Source organism: Methanococcus maripaludis C5, assembly GCF_000016125.1.
GTDB classification, from domain to species: Archaea; AGJL01; Methanococci; order Methanococcales; family Methanococcaceae; genus Methanococcus; species Methanococcus maripaludis_D.
Genome location: NC_009135.1, coordinates 664,679 through 679,868 on the forward strand (window position 1 = coordinate 664,679; position 15,190 = coordinate 679,868).

At 31.1% G+C, this 15,190-nt stretch carries 15 protein-coding genes and 1 pseudogene; 6 read left to right on the forward strand and 10 right to left on the reverse strand.

Features of this window, described 5'->3' with window-relative positions:
* Window positions 1-22 precede the first annotated feature (22 nt).
* Together aksF and MMARC5_RS03480 are read right to left on the reverse strand one after the other, a co-directional pair.
* Window positions 23-1,042: a homoisocitrate dehydrogenase gene (gene aksF / locus MMARC5_RS03475; RefSeq protein WP_011868453.1), complete on the reverse strand. Its 1,020-nt coding sequence runs from the start codon at window positions 1,040-1,042 to the stop codon at window positions 23-25.
* 117 nt (window positions 1,043-1,159) lie between these two features.
* Complete coding sequence (locus tag MMARC5_RS03480; protein WP_011868454.1) at window positions 1,160-1,504, reverse strand: hypothetical protein; 345 nt, start codon at window positions 1,502-1,504, stop codon at window positions 1,160-1,162.
* Between the two features lie 190 nt (window positions 1,505-1,694).
* Here MMARC5_RS03480 and MMARC5_RS03485 point away from each other — a divergent pair, with 190 nt between their 5' ends.
* A complete protein-coding gene (locus MMARC5_RS03485) occupies window positions 1,695-2,576 on the forward strand; it encodes an AIR synthase related protein (RefSeq protein ID WP_011868455.1) in 882 nt (293 codons plus the stop codon).
* Window positions 2,577-2,611: 35 nt separating this feature from the next.
* On the opposite strand, the gene MMARC5_RS03490 is transcribed toward MMARC5_RS03485, so the two are convergent.
* The 7 genes and pseudogenes from MMARC5_RS03490 to MMARC5_RS03520 form a co-directional block, all read right to left on the reverse strand.
* Window positions 2,612-3,577 (reverse strand): hypothetical protein, encoded by a 966-nt coding sequence (locus MMARC5_RS03490; protein ID WP_011868456.1) that lies wholly within the window; start codon window positions 3,575-3,577, stop codon window positions 2,612-2,614.
* Window positions 3,578-3,609: 32 nt separating this feature from the next.
* On the reverse strand, window positions 3,610-4,107 hold the full coding sequence (locus MMARC5_RS03495) for a hypothetical protein (RefSeq protein WP_011868457.1): 498 nt from the start codon (window positions 4,105-4,107) through the stop codon (window positions 3,610-3,612).
* 94 nt (window positions 4,108-4,201) lie between these two features.
* Window positions 4,202-5,389 (reverse strand): tetratricopeptide repeat protein, encoded by a 1,188-nt coding sequence (locus MMARC5_RS03500; RefSeq protein ID WP_011868458.1) that lies wholly within the window; start codon window positions 5,387-5,389, stop codon window positions 4,202-4,204.
* Between the two features lie 180 nt (window positions 5,390-5,569).
* Window positions 5,570-6,337, reverse strand: a complete 768-nt coding sequence (cbiQ, locus tag MMARC5_RS03505) for a cobalt ECF transporter T component CbiQ (RefSeq protein WP_011868459.1) — start codon at window positions 6,335-6,337, stop codon at window positions 5,570-5,572.
* A gap of 140 nt (window positions 6,338-6,477) precedes the next feature.
* Window positions 6,478-6,780, reverse strand: coding sequence for a Dabb family protein (locus tag MMARC5_RS03510; RefSeq protein WP_011868460.1), 303 nt, complete (start codon window positions 6,778-6,780; stop codon window positions 6,478-6,480).
* 120 nt (window positions 6,781-6,900) lie between these two features.
* Window positions 6,901-7,227: a PDGLE domain-containing protein gene (locus tag MMARC5_RS03515; protein WP_011868461.1), complete on the reverse strand. Its 327-nt coding sequence runs from the start codon at window positions 7,225-7,227 to the stop codon at window positions 6,901-6,903.
* Window positions 7,220-7,929: pseudogene (locus MMARC5_RS03520) on the reverse strand (CbiM family transporter). The gene MMARC5_RS03515 and the pseudogene MMARC5_RS03520 overlap by 8 nt, the downstream one beginning before the upstream one ends.
* 196 nt (window positions 7,930-8,125) lie before the next feature.
* Between MMARC5_RS03520 and MMARC5_RS03525 the strand changes: the two are divergent.
* Together MMARC5_RS03525 and MMARC5_RS03530 are read left to right on the forward strand one after the other, a co-directional pair.
* Window positions 8,126-10,369, forward strand: a complete 2,244-nt coding sequence (locus MMARC5_RS03525; protein ID WP_011868462.1) for a DEAD/DEAH box helicase — start codon at window positions 8,126-8,128, stop codon at window positions 10,367-10,369.
* 211 nt (window positions 10,370-10,580) lie between these two features.
* A complete protein-coding gene (locus MMARC5_RS03530) occupies window positions 10,581-11,156 on the forward strand; it encodes a 3'-5' exonuclease (RefSeq protein WP_011868463.1) in 576 nt (191 codons plus the stop codon).
* Window positions 11,157-11,185: 29 nt separating this feature from the next.
* Here the strand turns inward: MMARC5_RS03530 and MMARC5_RS03535 are convergent, their stop codons facing one another.
* The gene (locus MMARC5_RS03535) at window positions 11,186-11,728 is read right to left on the reverse strand and encodes a GNAT family N-acetyltransferase (RefSeq protein WP_011868464.1); all 543 of its coding nucleotides are present in this window, start codon (window positions 11,726-11,728) and stop codon (window positions 11,186-11,188) included.
* Window positions 11,729-11,895: 167 nt separating this feature from the next.
* Between MMARC5_RS03535 and pyrG the strand changes: the two genes are divergently transcribed.
* The 3 genes from pyrG to MMARC5_RS03550 all read left to right on the forward strand — a co-directional run bounded on the left by pyrG (window position 11,896) and on the right by MMARC5_RS03550 (window position 15,169).
* Complete coding sequence (pyrG, locus tag MMARC5_RS03540) at window positions 11,896-13,497, forward strand: glutamine hydrolyzing CTP synthase (protein WP_011868465.1); 1,602 nt, start codon at window positions 11,896-11,898, stop codon at window positions 13,495-13,497.
* Window positions 13,498-13,519: 22 nt separating this feature from the next.
* A complete protein-coding gene (gene guaA / locus MMARC5_RS03545) occupies window positions 13,520-14,452 on the forward strand; it encodes a glutamine-hydrolyzing GMP synthase (protein WP_011868466.1) in 933 nt (310 codons plus the stop codon).
* Between the two features lie 123 nt (window positions 14,453-14,575).
* Window positions 14,576-15,169 (forward strand): tetratricopeptide repeat protein, encoded by a 594-nt coding sequence (locus tag MMARC5_RS03550; protein WP_011868467.1) that lies wholly within the window; start codon window positions 14,576-14,578, stop codon window positions 15,167-15,169.
* The last annotated feature ends 21 nt before the right edge of the window (window positions 15,170-15,190 follow it).

Consider the following 15,190-nt stretch of genomic DNA (forward strand, 5'->3'; position numbering starts at 1 on the left):
GTTTTTAAATTTTTAGTATTGATCATTGAATCATTTGAGATTTTATTGATTCAATGATTTTTTCTGTAACTTCAGAAGTTTTTAAGTGTCCCCCAAGATCCGGAGTTAGGTATTTACATTCAACAGTTTTTTTAACTGCATTTCTTATGTATTCCGCTTCTTTATTTATTTTTAAATGATCAAGCATCATTGCAGCACTTAAAATTGTTGCAATCGGGTTTGAAATTCCTTTTCCAGCAATATCTGGTGCGGATCCATGCACTGGTTCGAATAATCCGTTTTTGTCACCAATATTTGCTGAAGGAGACATTCCAAGTCCTCCGATAAGTCCAGCAGCTTCATCCGATAAAATATCTCCAAATAAATTTGTTGTAACCATGACATCAAACATTTGCGGATTTCTAATTAAATACATCGCTGTTGCATCAATCAAATAGTCATCAGACACTATTCCCAATTTTTCATATTTTTTCGATATTTCTTCAAATACCCCTAGGAATAACCCATCTGTGATCCTCAAAACATTTGCTTTGTGAATACAGGATACTTTTTTTCTATTGTTTTGAAGTGCATAATCAAAAGCAAATTTTACAATTCTCGAGCTTCCAAATTTAGAAATAATTCGTTCAGCAGTCGCAACTTCATTTTTTTCGTCGTAATATTCTTTTTTCACATAAAGACCTTCGGTATTTTCGCGAATTATCACAAAATCAAGGTTTTTGAAGTTGAAAGTCGGTCTTATATTTGCATAAAGGTCGAGTTCTTTTCTTAAAGTTAATATTGGACTTCTATAGGGTTTATTTTTTAATTCAGTTGGTTTTGGGGTAGTAACAGATCCAAAAAGAATAGAATCAGATTCTTTTGCAATTTCTATGGTCTTTTCAGGTATCGCATCGCCACATCTTTTAAAACATTCGTAGCCCGCATGTGTTTCTATAAATTCAAAATCCCCAATTTCATTCAAGACGCGCACTGTTTCAGGAATCACTTCGTTTCCAATGCCATCTCCATTAATAACACAAATTTTGGGAGTGTTTCTCATAAAACCACCAAAAAACTCGCACCTATTTATTCGATTTTAACGCAGAGATATCATATGCTTCAAACATATAAAAATACTTTGCAAAGTTTAATTTTTAAAATACAAATAATTCGATTTTTATTCATCAAATGGCCGTATTTTTTTCATCAATTTTTTAATTTCATCAATTTGTTTCGATTCTACGGAATCGTTAGACTGAATTTCGGACTTTTCATTGTACAAATAATCAACGTATAGCTGTAATTCATCCCAAATAATCTCTTCAATTTCTTCTTCTCCGAAATCTCCTAAAAATTCTTCGTTTTCTAAAGCATAGAGTGCGGTTCTGCATGAATCGTTTCTTCCAAGATACATGTCTTCAGAATAAATAAAAAGTTTCGGGTCAACGTCTCTTGAAATCGATTCTGCGCTTTTTAATACGTTTTTTATAACTTCAAGTTCATTTTTACTAAAGTTTACCATAGAACACCAGTTTTACTATTTTTATTTTAAATAATCTGGATAATTTATATTTAAATCTATATTTTAAAAGGAATATTTATATAAAAACAACCCCTATTTTGAATAAATATGTCTTAGAAAATAGTGAAAATGCTTTTTAAATTATTTTAAACTATAAATTTACATGAATTATATAATTTAACGTGAGAACATGGAAAATATCGAGTACGAAATTAAATATGCAATAGACCATATGATGGAGAACAACTACCCTAGAAAAGAACTTTGGAACATGGATTCAAAGGTTCCGGGTCTTTTAAGTGGAATTAGGGCAGGAGACGATGGAGTAGTTGTTGGAAAATCGGTTTACAATATGGAAGGGCCATACCCATTAATATTAGGCTCAAAAACTGCACTCATTCACACCACCTGTGATATCGTTGCAATGGGTGCAAAGCCACTTTATGCAATGGATGCAATTCAGGCTGCAAATGAAGAAGAAATTAAAATTGCAGTTGATGGTTTAAAAAAACAGTCAATTGGACTTGATATCCCAATAATTGGTGGAAATACCCAAACTATTGAATCATTAAAATCCTGCATGAGTGTAGTTGTTTTTGGAAAACTTGTTTCAGACACATTTGTTCGAGATTCTGGTTCAAAAGATGGAGATGTAATGTTGATGCTTGGACATCCTGTTGAAGGCGACATTGGAGAAAGAATCCAAAAAGCAAAGAATAAATTTGATACATTTTTAGATGTTTTGAAAAACGATATCGAAGTTCACGCCTGTAAAGATGCTTCAAGGGGCGGTTGGCTTTGTAATATTTTAGAAATGCTTTTAAAAGCTCAAAATGGTGTTGAAATAACTGGCTTACCATATCCTCGAGCTACAAGATATCTTGGAACATATTTAGTAAGTGTTCCTGAATATGAAGTTTCAAATGTTTTAGAAATTGCAGTTAAAAATAGATGTCCACTTACTCCTTTTGGAAGAGTAACTTCAGAAAAGGTTCTTAAAATTGGAAATAAGGAATATATCAACAGAGAAGAAATGAATAAATTGATAAAAAGTTTTCCTTATAAATCTTAATTAATTTTAATTTTTAAGTTAAAAAAATATTATTTTTAAAGTAATTTAGAAAGAGAGGAGTTTTCAAGACGGTATATTTTTGATAACTCTTTAAGAATAGCTTGAAATATCGGGTCGTTTCCACCATATTTTTCAGCATAATTTTCAAGTCCTGAAATATGGTTATATAGTACATCAGGATATGTTTTCGATATTTCATAAACAGTATTTAATACCATGTTTCTAACAATCATGTTTTTTGAATTACGCATTAAATCTAGGGTCTGGTCCATTGTATTATCCACTTGCCCTTTTGTAAGTGTAGGCAATTTTGATAATTGGTATACAACGTTTAATGGATCCATTTCATTAATTTTTCCAGATTTAAGATGTTCTATTGTAAATACGTTAAATTGCAGATCTTCTTTTGAAATGGATTCTTCAAGTATTTTTTCAGTTATCTCTAGCTTATCGGGCATTATAAAGAATAGTGATGATCCAATTTCCATTAATCTTCCAAATAATGATTCTTGCTTTGAAGATTTCATTAACTTTTTGACATGTTTTTGAAGCATTTTTTGATTGTCAGATAAGTGATATTCTTTAAATTTTCCGTATTTTTTTATTAGGTTTCCCGTATAATTTCGAATATCCAAATTAACAAATGTTTTGTTTATGTGGTTTAGCTCATGATTGAAGTTTTCATAAACTTCAGGGGACACGTCAGTTATTAACTTAAGTGAAATTAGTGAATTTAAAACCACAATTTCACTTTTTTGTGTTAATAATGCTTTCAATGGGGAAAATAATTCTGAAATATCTTTATTATTTTTTAAGTAATTTTTTGTGAGCATATAAATTGCATTAGCCTTTACGACTTCACTTTCTGATTTTAAATATTTAAACAAATCCGAAGTTAGTGAATCGTCCTCATCTAGCATTTTTTGAGCATCATTTATTCTGTCTTCTTCGAGGAGTTTTTTAAATTTGTTAGATTTCGAACGAAGAAATCCGAGGACCATCAAATCACCTATTTCCCCTTTTTTACCAGTATTTAAAGTTCATTTTCAGCAATAGGGGTGATTTTATATTCCATATCTTTGTTTTTTCTCATAATTTCTAAGAATTTAATGCAATTTGAAGGGTCCTTATTTGTAACAATTATCTCTAGTGATCCTTTAATAAATTCATCTGACGAAAGTTTGGATTTTATGGGAACTGAACCATATTCCATTAAAATTTCAAGAAGTTCTTTCTGCACAGTTAGGCAGTTTTCTGCATCCCCATTTATGGATATTTTATATGATGGAAAAAGTAATTCATAACAATTTACCAAAATTATTTCATTTTTTTGGAGTAATTCACAAAGTTTTGCATAATTTTCGCTTTTTGTTTTAACAACAAATTTAATCGAATAAAATTTATGATTTAAACTATTTTTAACAGTTAAATTATATAATCCACTAACATTTTCAGCGATTAACATTCTTAATTTTCCAAAAACTTCAGATTCCGATAAAGCCTGAGTTACATAGAACTTTTCTTCTTCCAATTTTCCACCTTGCTCGAATTTGGATTTTCTTAATCGTATAATGACGATTCTATTTATAATTATATGATATGATTTTATAATTTATGGCCAACATCTACAAAAAGTTTGAATTTTGCACATTTTTTTCAAAAAGGGCAATTTCAGGTTCAAGTTTAATTGCAGTTTCATAAGCATATTTCGAATCTTCTTTTTTTCCAACAGTACCATAGACTTTAGAAAGCTGTATCCAAAAGTCTGAAACATTTTTATTCAGATTTATTGCTTTTTTGTAGCAGTCTATTGCTTCGTAATGTCTTTCTAAAATGTCTAAAACCTGTCCTTTGTAGCACCATGCTTTTGCATATTCGTTATCTTTATCCAGTGCTTTTTCAATAAATTCGAGGCTTTTATTATAATTTTTCAGTCTAATATATGTTCGAGCAAGTTTTATAAGTATGGATGGATTTAATGGGTTCCTTTCACTTGCAAGTTCTAAATAATAAGTGGCAGTTTCATAATCTTTATTATCATAATACAGGAGTCCAACCCTACACCAAGGTTCGTGGCTGTTCATATGTTTTTCAAGTACTTTTGTATAAAGATCAAGAGCTTCATTAGTTTTTCCAAGTTTTCTAAAAGCATCGCCCTTTGATAGGGTTACTTCAAAGTCGCCTTTATGTTCAGTCAAATACATATCGTAAAATTGAATTGCCTTTTCATACTTTTTGACAGTATAAAATGCATTACCTATATTTTTCCATACTTCTGTATCATATGGACTTATTTTCAAAACTTTTTCATAAATATCAAGAGCTTCATCAAATTTTTTAAGTCCCACAAGTACAGTTCCTTTTTTTGCAAGTACTTCCTTATATTTCGGCTTTTTTTCTAAAATTTTATCGAATTCCACAAGAGCTTCATCAAATTTACCCATTTTTAAGTAAGCATTGCCTAAAATTTCAGTAATTTCAAAATCTGGTTCGGAAACATCCTTTAAAACTTCAACAGATTCATTAAACAATTCCAAAGAATTTAACAACATTGCATAATTTTTTACCATTTCAAGATCATTTGGACTTATTGATAAAGCTTTTTCGTAGGAGTCCTGAGCTAATTTTGGTTTATCAAGCATTTGGTAGGCATGTCCTTTGAAATACCATGCATGAGGATTATTTGGTTCAGAATTGATGGTTTTATTAAATAATTCTATTGCTTTTTGATATTTGCCCCTATTATAATATTCCATGCCTTTTCCAAACAATTTTTTTGGTTCCTTTGTTTCAAAAATGGAGAGTAGTCCCATGATGAGCCCTTTTAGATTTCTTTAATATTAATTTTGAACGTATACATTTATCTAACTTTTTATTTTTTTGATAAAAATCGCCATAATTATCAAATTTAGATATATTATCATGTTCTCCGCGTAAAGACGTAATTTAACTTCTAAAAATATATTTAAAATAACATTTATTCTGTATATGAACTAAAATGAAACTATTCCAACGGATAATAATATCGTAGTTGCAGATAAAAATACTATATCATTAAATCCAATTTTTTGACCAAGTGTTTTTATTTTGGAATCTTTTGAATATCCTCTTGAAAGCATTCCTAAATATGTTCTTTCACCTTGTTCATATGATTTTAAAAAAACAAGTCCGACTAAAGATCCAAAAGTATTCAAAAGATCATTATAACTTAAATTTTTTCGGTTGAGTGCTCTTGATTTCTGCGCTTTTAGGGTGGATTCTAAAACATCGAACATTACAAAAAGGTATCTTATCATCATTCCAAGAAGGGTAGACATAATGCTCGGAATTCCAAGTTTTTTTCCAGCATTAATTACTTCATACATCGGAGTAGTCGAGGAAAGTAGCACTACAGAGGATATTGATACCAAAAACTTTAAAAATAACGAAATTCCAAAATCCAATCCTTCCGCGTATACTGGAAGCATTCCCAAATAAAATATTACTGATCCTCCTCGAATGAATGGCTGAAATAATGCTATAAATCCACCAAATGGAATTATCATAATGATTCTTTTAATTAAATTTAGAAGAGGGATTTTTGAAAAGAGCATTACGAATAAAATGTAAATTTCCATTAAAATCATCAGATGAATATTGTTAAATATTGTTGCAGTCAAAACTACGGCAAAAACAAAGATTAATTTGATTCTAGCATCTATTTTATGAAGTGGACTTTCAACAAATGCATCTCGTTCTAAACTATGAATTGATCCGTGCAAATTTTAACCAACTGCTTTTATTACAATATTATACAAATGATTATGGAGTATTATTAATTTAAAATAGTTCCTAATCTATAAAAAGTCATGTTATTTTTAAAACTAAAAGAAATAATACAAATGTTTATTAAATAATATACTTAAAATTCGTAATCAACGGCAGTTCTCAGTTCTGCAACTGATTTTACAAATTTTCCAACTTTCAAATGTGAGGGATGTTTTTGATAAACATCTAAATCTTCAAAATTACCAAATTCAGATACTAAAACTACATCGTAGTTATTTTCAAATTTTTTTGAATCTATTCCAACTTCAATATATTTTATTTCAGGAATAACTTCTTTTAACGCTTCTAAATTTGTTTTAATAATTTTTGCATTTTCTAATTTTTCATTAGCATTTGCATTATCTTTTAATTTCCACATAACGATATGTTTTATCATAGATACACCGGTTTAATTTTAAAATCATGTTTTTGGTATAAATTATATAAAAATATGCAAGAAAAGTAAACTCCCAACATTTTGAAATTTTAAAAAATTAAAAAAAATAAATCAAAGTTTTTAGTTTTCTGATGTTGATTTTTTAAAGATTGAACCAACGCCAAATGAAAGTGCAGTTATTAATAAAATACCAATAATTAATGCACCAATTTCCCCAATTTTGTCCATTCCTGGAATTGCATAGTCGGGCATTGGTGAAGGTGCAATCGTTCCTTCTTCTTCAAGACCTGCTTCTTCCAAATTTGCTCCAAGAACTTCTTCGTTAATGATTTTTTCTGCAGCGCTTTCCAATCCATCAGGGTCACCTGAAGCTAAAAATGGTGCTGCAAGTCCAAGTAATAAAGCAACAATTAATCCTGCAACCAATATTGAGTTATTGTTATTCATGTGAAATCACCGCTTTTACGCTCTTTACAAGATCCGGTCGAGCTGATGCGAGGTAACCTACCACTATTGCAGTGATTAAACCTTCAATAATTCCGATAACTGCGTGGTAAAGGCCCATAAATTGAAGTCCAAGGTCAATAGGGAACGTTCCTGCAATTGCAAGTTCTGCTGCACAAACTAATGAAGCGATGAATGTTGCAGACCATCCTGCAGTAAATACTGCTGCGTGGAAGTTTGTTTTTTTCAATGCTTTGAAGATGTAGTATCCTACAAATCCGCCTACAATACCCATGTTAAATATGTTTGCACCCATGACGATTAAACCACCGTCTGCAAAGAATAATCCTTGAACAATTAAAACAAGAGCTAACATTAATACCGCAGCCCACGGGCTATCAAATAAATACAACTCGACTAATAACCGATCAAAAAATATGCTAACATTAATACCGCAGCCCACGGGCTATCAAATACTATCGCAGTCAATGCCGCACCAACCATGTGTCCACTGGTTCCCCAAGGTATTGGCATGTTCATTGCCTGAATTGCAAAAATACCTGCTGCAAGTGCCGTAAATAATGGAACTGTTTTTTCATTCATTTCTTTTGATGCCCATCTTAAGGACATACTCAGGAATATCAGGGAAATTACCCAAAATATCCCGCTTTCCCATAATGGGATAAATCCATCTGGTATGTGCATAGCCCCACCCATTTTAGAGTATCAATTTTTTGATATATTTAATACAGATAATATCTGATATATCGCAGTATTTATATGTTATCATATTTTATTACTATGTAACAATAATCTGTAATTATTATTACTCATATGGGCAAAATTATATTATAACCGGATTACAATTAAGAAGAAAAGAATTAACAAAAATGTTGAAAAAATGCATGTCTTGGATCTACTTAAAGAAAACAAAATTACTGAATTAAGGCCCCCTCAAAAAAAAGTAATTGACGAAGGACTTTTTGATAAAACAAAGAATTTTTTAATATGTATTCCAACGGCTAGTGGAAAAACGCTTATTGGAGAAATGGCTTTATTAAATCATATTTTAGATGAAAATAAAAATTTAACTGGGAAAAAAGGACTATTTATCGTTCCATTAAAGGCGCTTGCAAATGAAAAATTTGACGAATTTAGGGAAAAATACGAAAAATATGGAATAAAAGTAGGACTATCAATTGGAGATTTTGATACAAAAGAGAACCTTTCAAAGTTTCATATTATTATAACTACTTCTGAAAAGCTCGATTCACTGATGAGGCATAACGTTGAATGGATAAATGATGTATCGTTAGCAGTAATTGATGAAATCCATTTAATCGGAGACAATGAACGAGGAGGTACATTAGAAGTAATATTAACGAAGTTGAAAAACTTAAATGCCCAAATTGTAGGTCTTTCTGCAACCATTGGAAACCCTGAAGAACTCTCAAACTGGTTAAATGCAAAATTAATTGTTGATGGATGGAGACCAGTTGAACTAAAAAAAGGAATTTACTTTGAAAATGAACTTGAATTTTTAAAAAATCCTGCAAAAAAAATAAAACAAGTTTCTCGAAATAATTTGACTGATTTAATAGTTGATAGTGTTGAAGAAAAAGGTTCTTGTTTGATATTCTGTAATTCGAAAAGAAATGCAGTTGGTGAAGCAAAAAAACACAATTTAGCTAAATATTTAACAAGAACTGAACAGCATGAATTGAATAAGTTAAGCGAAGAAATTTTATCAATACTCGATAGGCCCGTTGAAACTTGTAAAGCACTTTCGAAATGTATACAAAATGGTGTGGCATTTCACCATGCAGGCCTTACTTATAAACACAGAAAAATTGTTGAAGACGGATTTAGAAACAGGCTTATAAAAGTAATTTGCTGTACACCAACACTTTCAGCAGGATTGAATTTACCATGTAGACGAGCAATTGTGCGAGACATTAAACGATACTCACAAAACGGTCTTGTAGATATTCCAAGAATGGAAATTCAGCAATGTATTGGAAGAGCCGGTCGGCCTGGACTGGATCCTTATGGTGAAGGAATAATTTATATTAAAAATGAACGTGACGCCGAAAAAGCTTATGAAATACTCACAGGAAGTGTTGAAAATATCTATTCAAAACTTGCAAATCAGAAAGTTTTGAGAATTCATATTTTAGGTTTAATCTCGACAGGAGAAATTAAAGACGGACAAAATCTTGTTAATTTTATGAAAAATACATTTTATGCACACCAGTTTGGAAATATTGGTGCTGTTTTATTAAATGTATCCGAAGTTGTAGAATTTTTAGAAAAAAATAAGTTTTTAGAAACAACAATTCACAAAAAAACAGAGAACAAAGTTAGGGAACTTTCTTTCGACTCTTCAAATAATTTAGTTTTAGATTCAAAAGAAACGTCGTTTGATCTTACAAATCCTAATTCAAACATTGAATTTAGATCAACGAAGCTTGGAAAAAGAATTTCTGAACTTTATATTGATCCGATGAGTTCTGAAATTATAATTGAAGAATTACATGAATTGAAGAAAAAATGCGACCAATTGGATCGATCAAAAATTGATCAGTATTTATTCTATTTAATTTCAAAAACTAACGAAATGAGGCCACTTTTAAGAATCAGGCCGAATGAAGAACTTGATTTAATTCTTGAAATGGATAAAATGGGACTGAAAGATTATTCGATAGAAAATATTGAAGCTTTTAAAAATTCAAAAATGTTTTGCGACTGGGTAAGTGAAATTCCTGAAGAAATAATTTTAGAAAAGTACGGTGTTGAACCAGGAATACTGCGGTACAAGGTTGAACAGGCTAAATGGATGATATATTCGACAAAAGAGATTGCAAAATTAATCCATTTAGATAATAGTGAGATCTATAAATCACTTTTAAAAATGGAAGTAAGGATTGAATATGGTGCAAAAGAAGAACTAATTGAACTTTTAAACGTTAAGAATGTGGGCCGTATAAGATCGAGAAAACTATATGATGCAGGAATCAGATCTAAAATCGAGATAAACAAAAACCCTGAAAAAATACTTGAACTTTTCGGCGAAAAAATCGGTAAAAAGATACTTGGAGAACATGGAATGAAATATGGCCAACAAACTCTCCTAAATTTTAATTAAAATTGTAATATAAATTTTTTAAAAAAGTTATGCTCAGCTGTCCCCGTTGTCTTCATCGGAAAAGGTTCCTCAGTGAAGTCGGCACTCATCATTGCATACTTAAATCAGGGAAATATTCTTTAATTAGATATAAAGCTTAAATAACCTGATATATATAGTTGAGTTATCTTGAAATAAGTTATTAAAAATTTAAAATTAAAACGTGTTAAAGATGTATGTTTTTTTAGATACTGAAACAACAGGCCTTCACCCAGGACAGATTGCACAGCTTTCTTATCTGGTAACTGATGAAGATTTGAACTTAAAAAAAGTTTTTAATCAATACTACTTGGTTGACCATATGTCAAGAAGCGCTGCAAAAGTTCATGGATTAACTATGGATATACTTGATGAATTATCAAATGGAATGACTTTTGAAGATACTGTCGATGAAGTACGGGATGATCTTGAAGATTCTGTAATAATCGGACACAATATTTCATTTGATATTCGATTTTTAAAAGCAGAGTTTGAAAGACTCGGTCCAGAATACATTCCAAAAGATAAATTCTGTACAATGTTTCATTTTACTCCAATTTGTAAACTTCCTGGCCAGAAACGATATAAACGGCCAAAATTGGTTGAATTGATGGAATTTTTAGAACAGTGTCCACACGAGGGACTCGAATTTACAAAAAAAACGTATGGTTGCAGTGACGTTGGATTTCACGATGCAAGGTACGATACTGGAATTTTGTATTTATGCTACAAAAAAGGAGTTTTACTTGACCATATAAAAAAAGATTAAATTTCATTTAATTAGTTCTTTTTTAATTTTTAAAATTTCCATTCATCTTTTAAAATACTGTAGACTTCTGCATCGATAAATTTTCCATTTAAGAGTTCTGCACTTCTTTCAATTCCTTCAAATTTAAAATTTAGCTTTTTTGGAATTTTTGAACTTTTTTCATTTCCAATTCCACATTTTATCTGTATTCGGTTTAATTTTAAGGTATCAAATGCATAATCTATCATTTTTACTACTGATTTAGTCACAATTCCTTTATTTTCAAATTCTTTTGTAATCCAGTATCCAATTTCCGTTTTTTTATTTTCAAAATCTGTCAGCTTAAATCCAATCAACCCTATTTTTTGGTTTTTGTAAATAATAACCGTAACAAGGTCTCGAATATCTTCTGGAAGAAACCGTATCGAGTGTATAAAATCTTTTGTATCGGCTATTTCTTTCGTAGAATCTACAAATGAAAGCCATGTTCTAAGATTTTCTCGATCAGAATCAATTAATTTAAAAATTTCTTCTGCATCTGACAATTCTATTTCTTTTAAAACAATTTCTGAATCCACTTTAAGTTGCAACATAATTCTTCCCCAAAGTTTCCGATAAACTACATATACTCTTAAAACATACATGAATCTATTACTTATTCTAACATTTGGATTTTTCAAAATCTGGAAACATTTATATTTGATTGAATAATAGTTTTAGAATTATTATTTTGATTTTTACTATTTATCGAGGGATTCTGATGAAATATATATTTGTTACAGGCGGTGTGGTGTCTTCTTTAGGTAAAGGGATAACCTCATCATCTCTTGGAAGACTTCTCAAGGCAAGGGGTTTGAACGTAAATATGATTAAAATCGACCCTTATTTACAAATCGATGCCGGTACGATGTCTCCTTTTGAACACGGTGAAGTTTTCGTAACTGACGATGGTGGAGAAACTGATCTTGACCTTGGAAACTACGAAAGATTTGTAGACATTGGATTGAAGGCTGACAACAATATCACAACAGGTAAAATATACTGGAGTGTTCTCTCAAAGGAAAGAAGAGGGGACTATCTTGGAAAAACGGTTCAGGTAATTCCGCACATTACAAACGAGATAAAAGATAGAATCAAAGCGCTTGGAAAAGACTCTGATATTACAATTATCGAAATTGGCGGAACTGTCGGGGATATCGAGAGCTTACCTTTTTTAGAAGCAATTCGACAATTTAAAAAAGACGTTGGAAAGGAAAATGTGCTTTACATTCACGTTTCACTTCTTCCATATATTAGAAGTGCAGGCGAATTAAAGACAAAACCAACACAGCACTCAGTAAAAGAATTGAAAGGAATTGGAATTCAGCCAGATATATTGGTTTGTAGATCAGAAATTCCGATAAGTGAAAAAATAAAGGACAAACTTGCACTCTTTTGCGATGTTGAAAAAGAAGCAGTAATTGAGTGTAAAGATGCAAGAACAATTTACGAAGTTCCCCTAAATCTTGAAAAAGAAGGACTTGGTAAATTAGTTACCGAAAAACTTAATTTAAGAGATTCCACTCCTGATTTAACCGAATGGAGGGCTATTGTTGACAGAATCATAAACCCCATGAATGAAATCACAATTGGAATCGTTGGAAAATACGTTGAATTAAAAGATTCTTACATGAGTATCATGGAAGCTTTGGGCCATGCTGGTGCTAAAAACGATACAAAAGTAAATATTGCTTGGATTAATTCAGAAGAACTCGAAACCAAAAATAATGAAGAAATTCTTGACAAAATGGTTGATGACGAAAAATTGCATGGTATTTTAGTTCCTGGCGGTTTTGGAGATCGAGGAATCGATGGAAAAGTAAATGCCGTAAGATATGCAAGAGAAAGAAATATTCCTTTTTTAGGAATTTGTCTTGGAATGCAGTGTGCAGTAATTGAATTTGCAAGAAATGTATGTGGCTTAAAAGCAAACTCGACAGAATTTGACGAAGAAACTGAACATCCTGTAATAGATTACATTCCAGAACAGCGTGAAATAACTGAAAAAGGTGGGACCATGAGACTTGGTGCTTACCCTACAATTTTAACAGAAAATTCACTTGCAAGTGAATTATATGGTTCAATAAATGTATCTGAAAGACACAGACACCGATACGAAGTAAATCCCGAATACCATGAAATATTGAAGAAAAACGGATTAATAATTTCAGGAATGTCGCCTGACGGAAAACTTGCAGAATTTATAGAACTTGAAAATCACAAGTACTTTATTGCAACACAAGCACACCCTGAATTTAAATCAAGACCAAACAAACCTCACCCATTATTCTATGGATTGGTAAAAGCTTCGATTGAAAAATAATTAATTATTTGGAGGAAAATCAATGTTTAAAACAGAGCCGTTTATAGAAGAATCTATTGAAGAAATAAGAAAGCAGATTAACAATAGAAAAACGATTATTGCATTGAGTGGCGGAGTTGACAGTGCAGTTGCTGCAGTTCTTACAGATAAAGCAATTGGGGATAAATTACTTGCAGTTTACGTTGATACTGGATTAATGAGGAAAAATGAGTCTGAAGAAATCTGGAAAATTTTTAAAGAACAGATGGGACTCAATTTAAAAATTGTTGAAGCAAAAGACATATTTTTAAAAGAACTCGAAGGAGTAATTGATCCAGAAGAAAAAAGAAAAATAATTGGAAGGCTCTTTATTGAAGTATTTGAGAAAGTTGCAGAAGAACAGGGTGAAGAAGTACTCGTTCAGGGAACAATTGCACCAGACTGGATTGAAAGTGAAGGACAGATTAAAACACACCACAACATTGCGTTACCTGGTGGAATGGTTTTAGATGTTGTTGAACCTTTAAGAGAACTCTACAAAGATGAAGTTAGACTTTTAGCAGTTGCACTTGGACTTCCAGACCAGATTGCACACAGACAACCTTTTCCGGGACCCGGACTTGCAGTTAGAATTTTAGGCGAAATTACAGATGAAAAATTAGCAATCTGTAAGGAAGCAAACTTCATCGTTTCAGAAGAAATTGAAAAAACCGAACTTAAAAACGAACTCTGGCAGTACTTTGCAGCAGTGCTCGATACAAAAGCAACTGGTGTTAAAGGAGATATTAGGGATTACAACTGGGTTGTTGCACTTAGATTTGTAAAATCACTCGATGCAATGACTGCACATACTCCTGAAATCCCGTACGATTTAATTAAAAAAATAAGCAAAAGAATTACCTCTGAAATTCCAAATGTTACAAGAGTGGTTCTTGACGTAACTGATAAACCACCAGCAACAATTGAATTTGAATAATTCTTTAAAATACATCTTTTTTTAAAATTTAATTCTACCTACACAATAGCTATTTATTTTTAAACTTCGTTATTCATTATATCAAAAGATTTGGACTGTTTTTAACTTTTGAAAGGATGGAACATGAAGAACAATTACGGTATTCAAAAATGGCACAGCCATGGAGCAATGCTCTGTAATTCTGAAAAATATTCGGAAGCACTTGAGTGTTATGATAAAATACTTTCATATTATCCAAAAGATTTTTTAGCAGTCTTTGGAAAAGGAATGGTTTTTTTAAAACTTAAGGAATACGAAAAAGCATTGTGGTGTTTCAACAGCGTTTTAAACATGAATTCATCATATATTCCTGCAATAAAAAATAAAGCAATTGTGGAAGAAAAGTTAAAAAAGCAGGAACGCGAAAATTATAATAAATTTTCAAAATTGGGCGTTGAAAACTACAAACAGGGAAATTTTGAGAAGGCTCTCGACTATTTTGAAAAAGCTTTTGAAATAAATCCATATTCAGAAACTTTAAGAAAAAATATTGAAAAGACACGCCTTAAATTAAAAGAAACACTCCCTATCAGATGGAATAATAAAGGAGTCGAATATTACAAGGTTAAAAACTACCAAAAGGCGTTCGAATGCTTTGAAAAAGCTGTTAAGTTAAATCCAAATTTTGAATCTGCTTTAAAAAATAAAGCAATGGTTCAAAAGTTACTTAAAAATTAAGTTCATTTTGTTTGTGATTTC

Excerpts from the sequence above, each read along its gene's own strand:
- aksF (WP_011868453.1), bottom strand. The coding sequence starts at position 1,042 with ATGAGAAACACTCCCAAAATTTGTGTTATTAATGGAGATGGCATTGGA.
- MMARC5_RS03480 (WP_011868454.1), bottom strand. The coding sequence starts at position 1,504 with ATGGTAAACTTTAGTAAAAATGAACTTGAAGTTATAAAAAACGTATTA.
- MMARC5_RS03485 (WP_011868455.1), top strand. The coding sequence starts at position 1,695 with ATGGAAAATATCGAGTACGAAATTAAATATGCAATAGACCATATGATG.
- MMARC5_RS03490 (WP_011868456.1), bottom strand. The coding sequence starts at position 3,577 with ATGGTCCTCGGATTTCTTCGTTCGAAATCTAACAAATTTAAAAAACTC.
- MMARC5_RS03500 (WP_011868458.1), bottom strand. The coding sequence starts at position 5,389 with ATGGGACTACTCTCCATTTTTGAAACAAAGGAACCAAAAAAATTGTTT.
- MMARC5_RS03510 (WP_011868460.1), bottom strand. The coding sequence starts at position 6,780 with ATGATAAAACATATCGTTATGTGGAAATTAAAAGATAATGCAAATGCT.
- MMARC5_RS03515 (WP_011868461.1), bottom strand. The coding sequence starts at position 7,227 with ATGAATAACAATAACTCAATATTGGTTGCAGGATTAATTGTTGCTTTA.
- MMARC5_RS03525 (WP_011868462.1), top strand. The coding sequence starts at position 8,126 with ATGCATGTCTTGGATCTACTTAAAGAAAACAAAATTACTGAATTAAGG.
- MMARC5_RS03530 (WP_011868463.1), top strand. The coding sequence starts at position 10,581 with ATGTATGTTTTTTTAGATACTGAAACAACAGGCCTTCACCCAGGACAG.
- MMARC5_RS03535 (WP_011868464.1), bottom strand. The coding sequence starts at position 11,728 with ATGTTGCAACTTAAAGTGGATTCAGAAATTGTTTTAAAAGAAATAGAA.
- pyrG (WP_011868465.1), top strand. The coding sequence starts at position 11,896 with ATGAAATATATATTTGTTACAGGCGGTGTGGTGTCTTCTTTAGGTAAA.
- guaA (WP_011868466.1), top strand. The coding sequence starts at position 13,520 with ATGTTTAAAACAGAGCCGTTTATAGAAGAATCTATTGAAGAAATAAGA.
- MMARC5_RS03550 (WP_011868467.1), top strand. The coding sequence starts at position 14,576 with ATGAAGAACAATTACGGTATTCAAAAATGGCACAGCCATGGAGCAATG.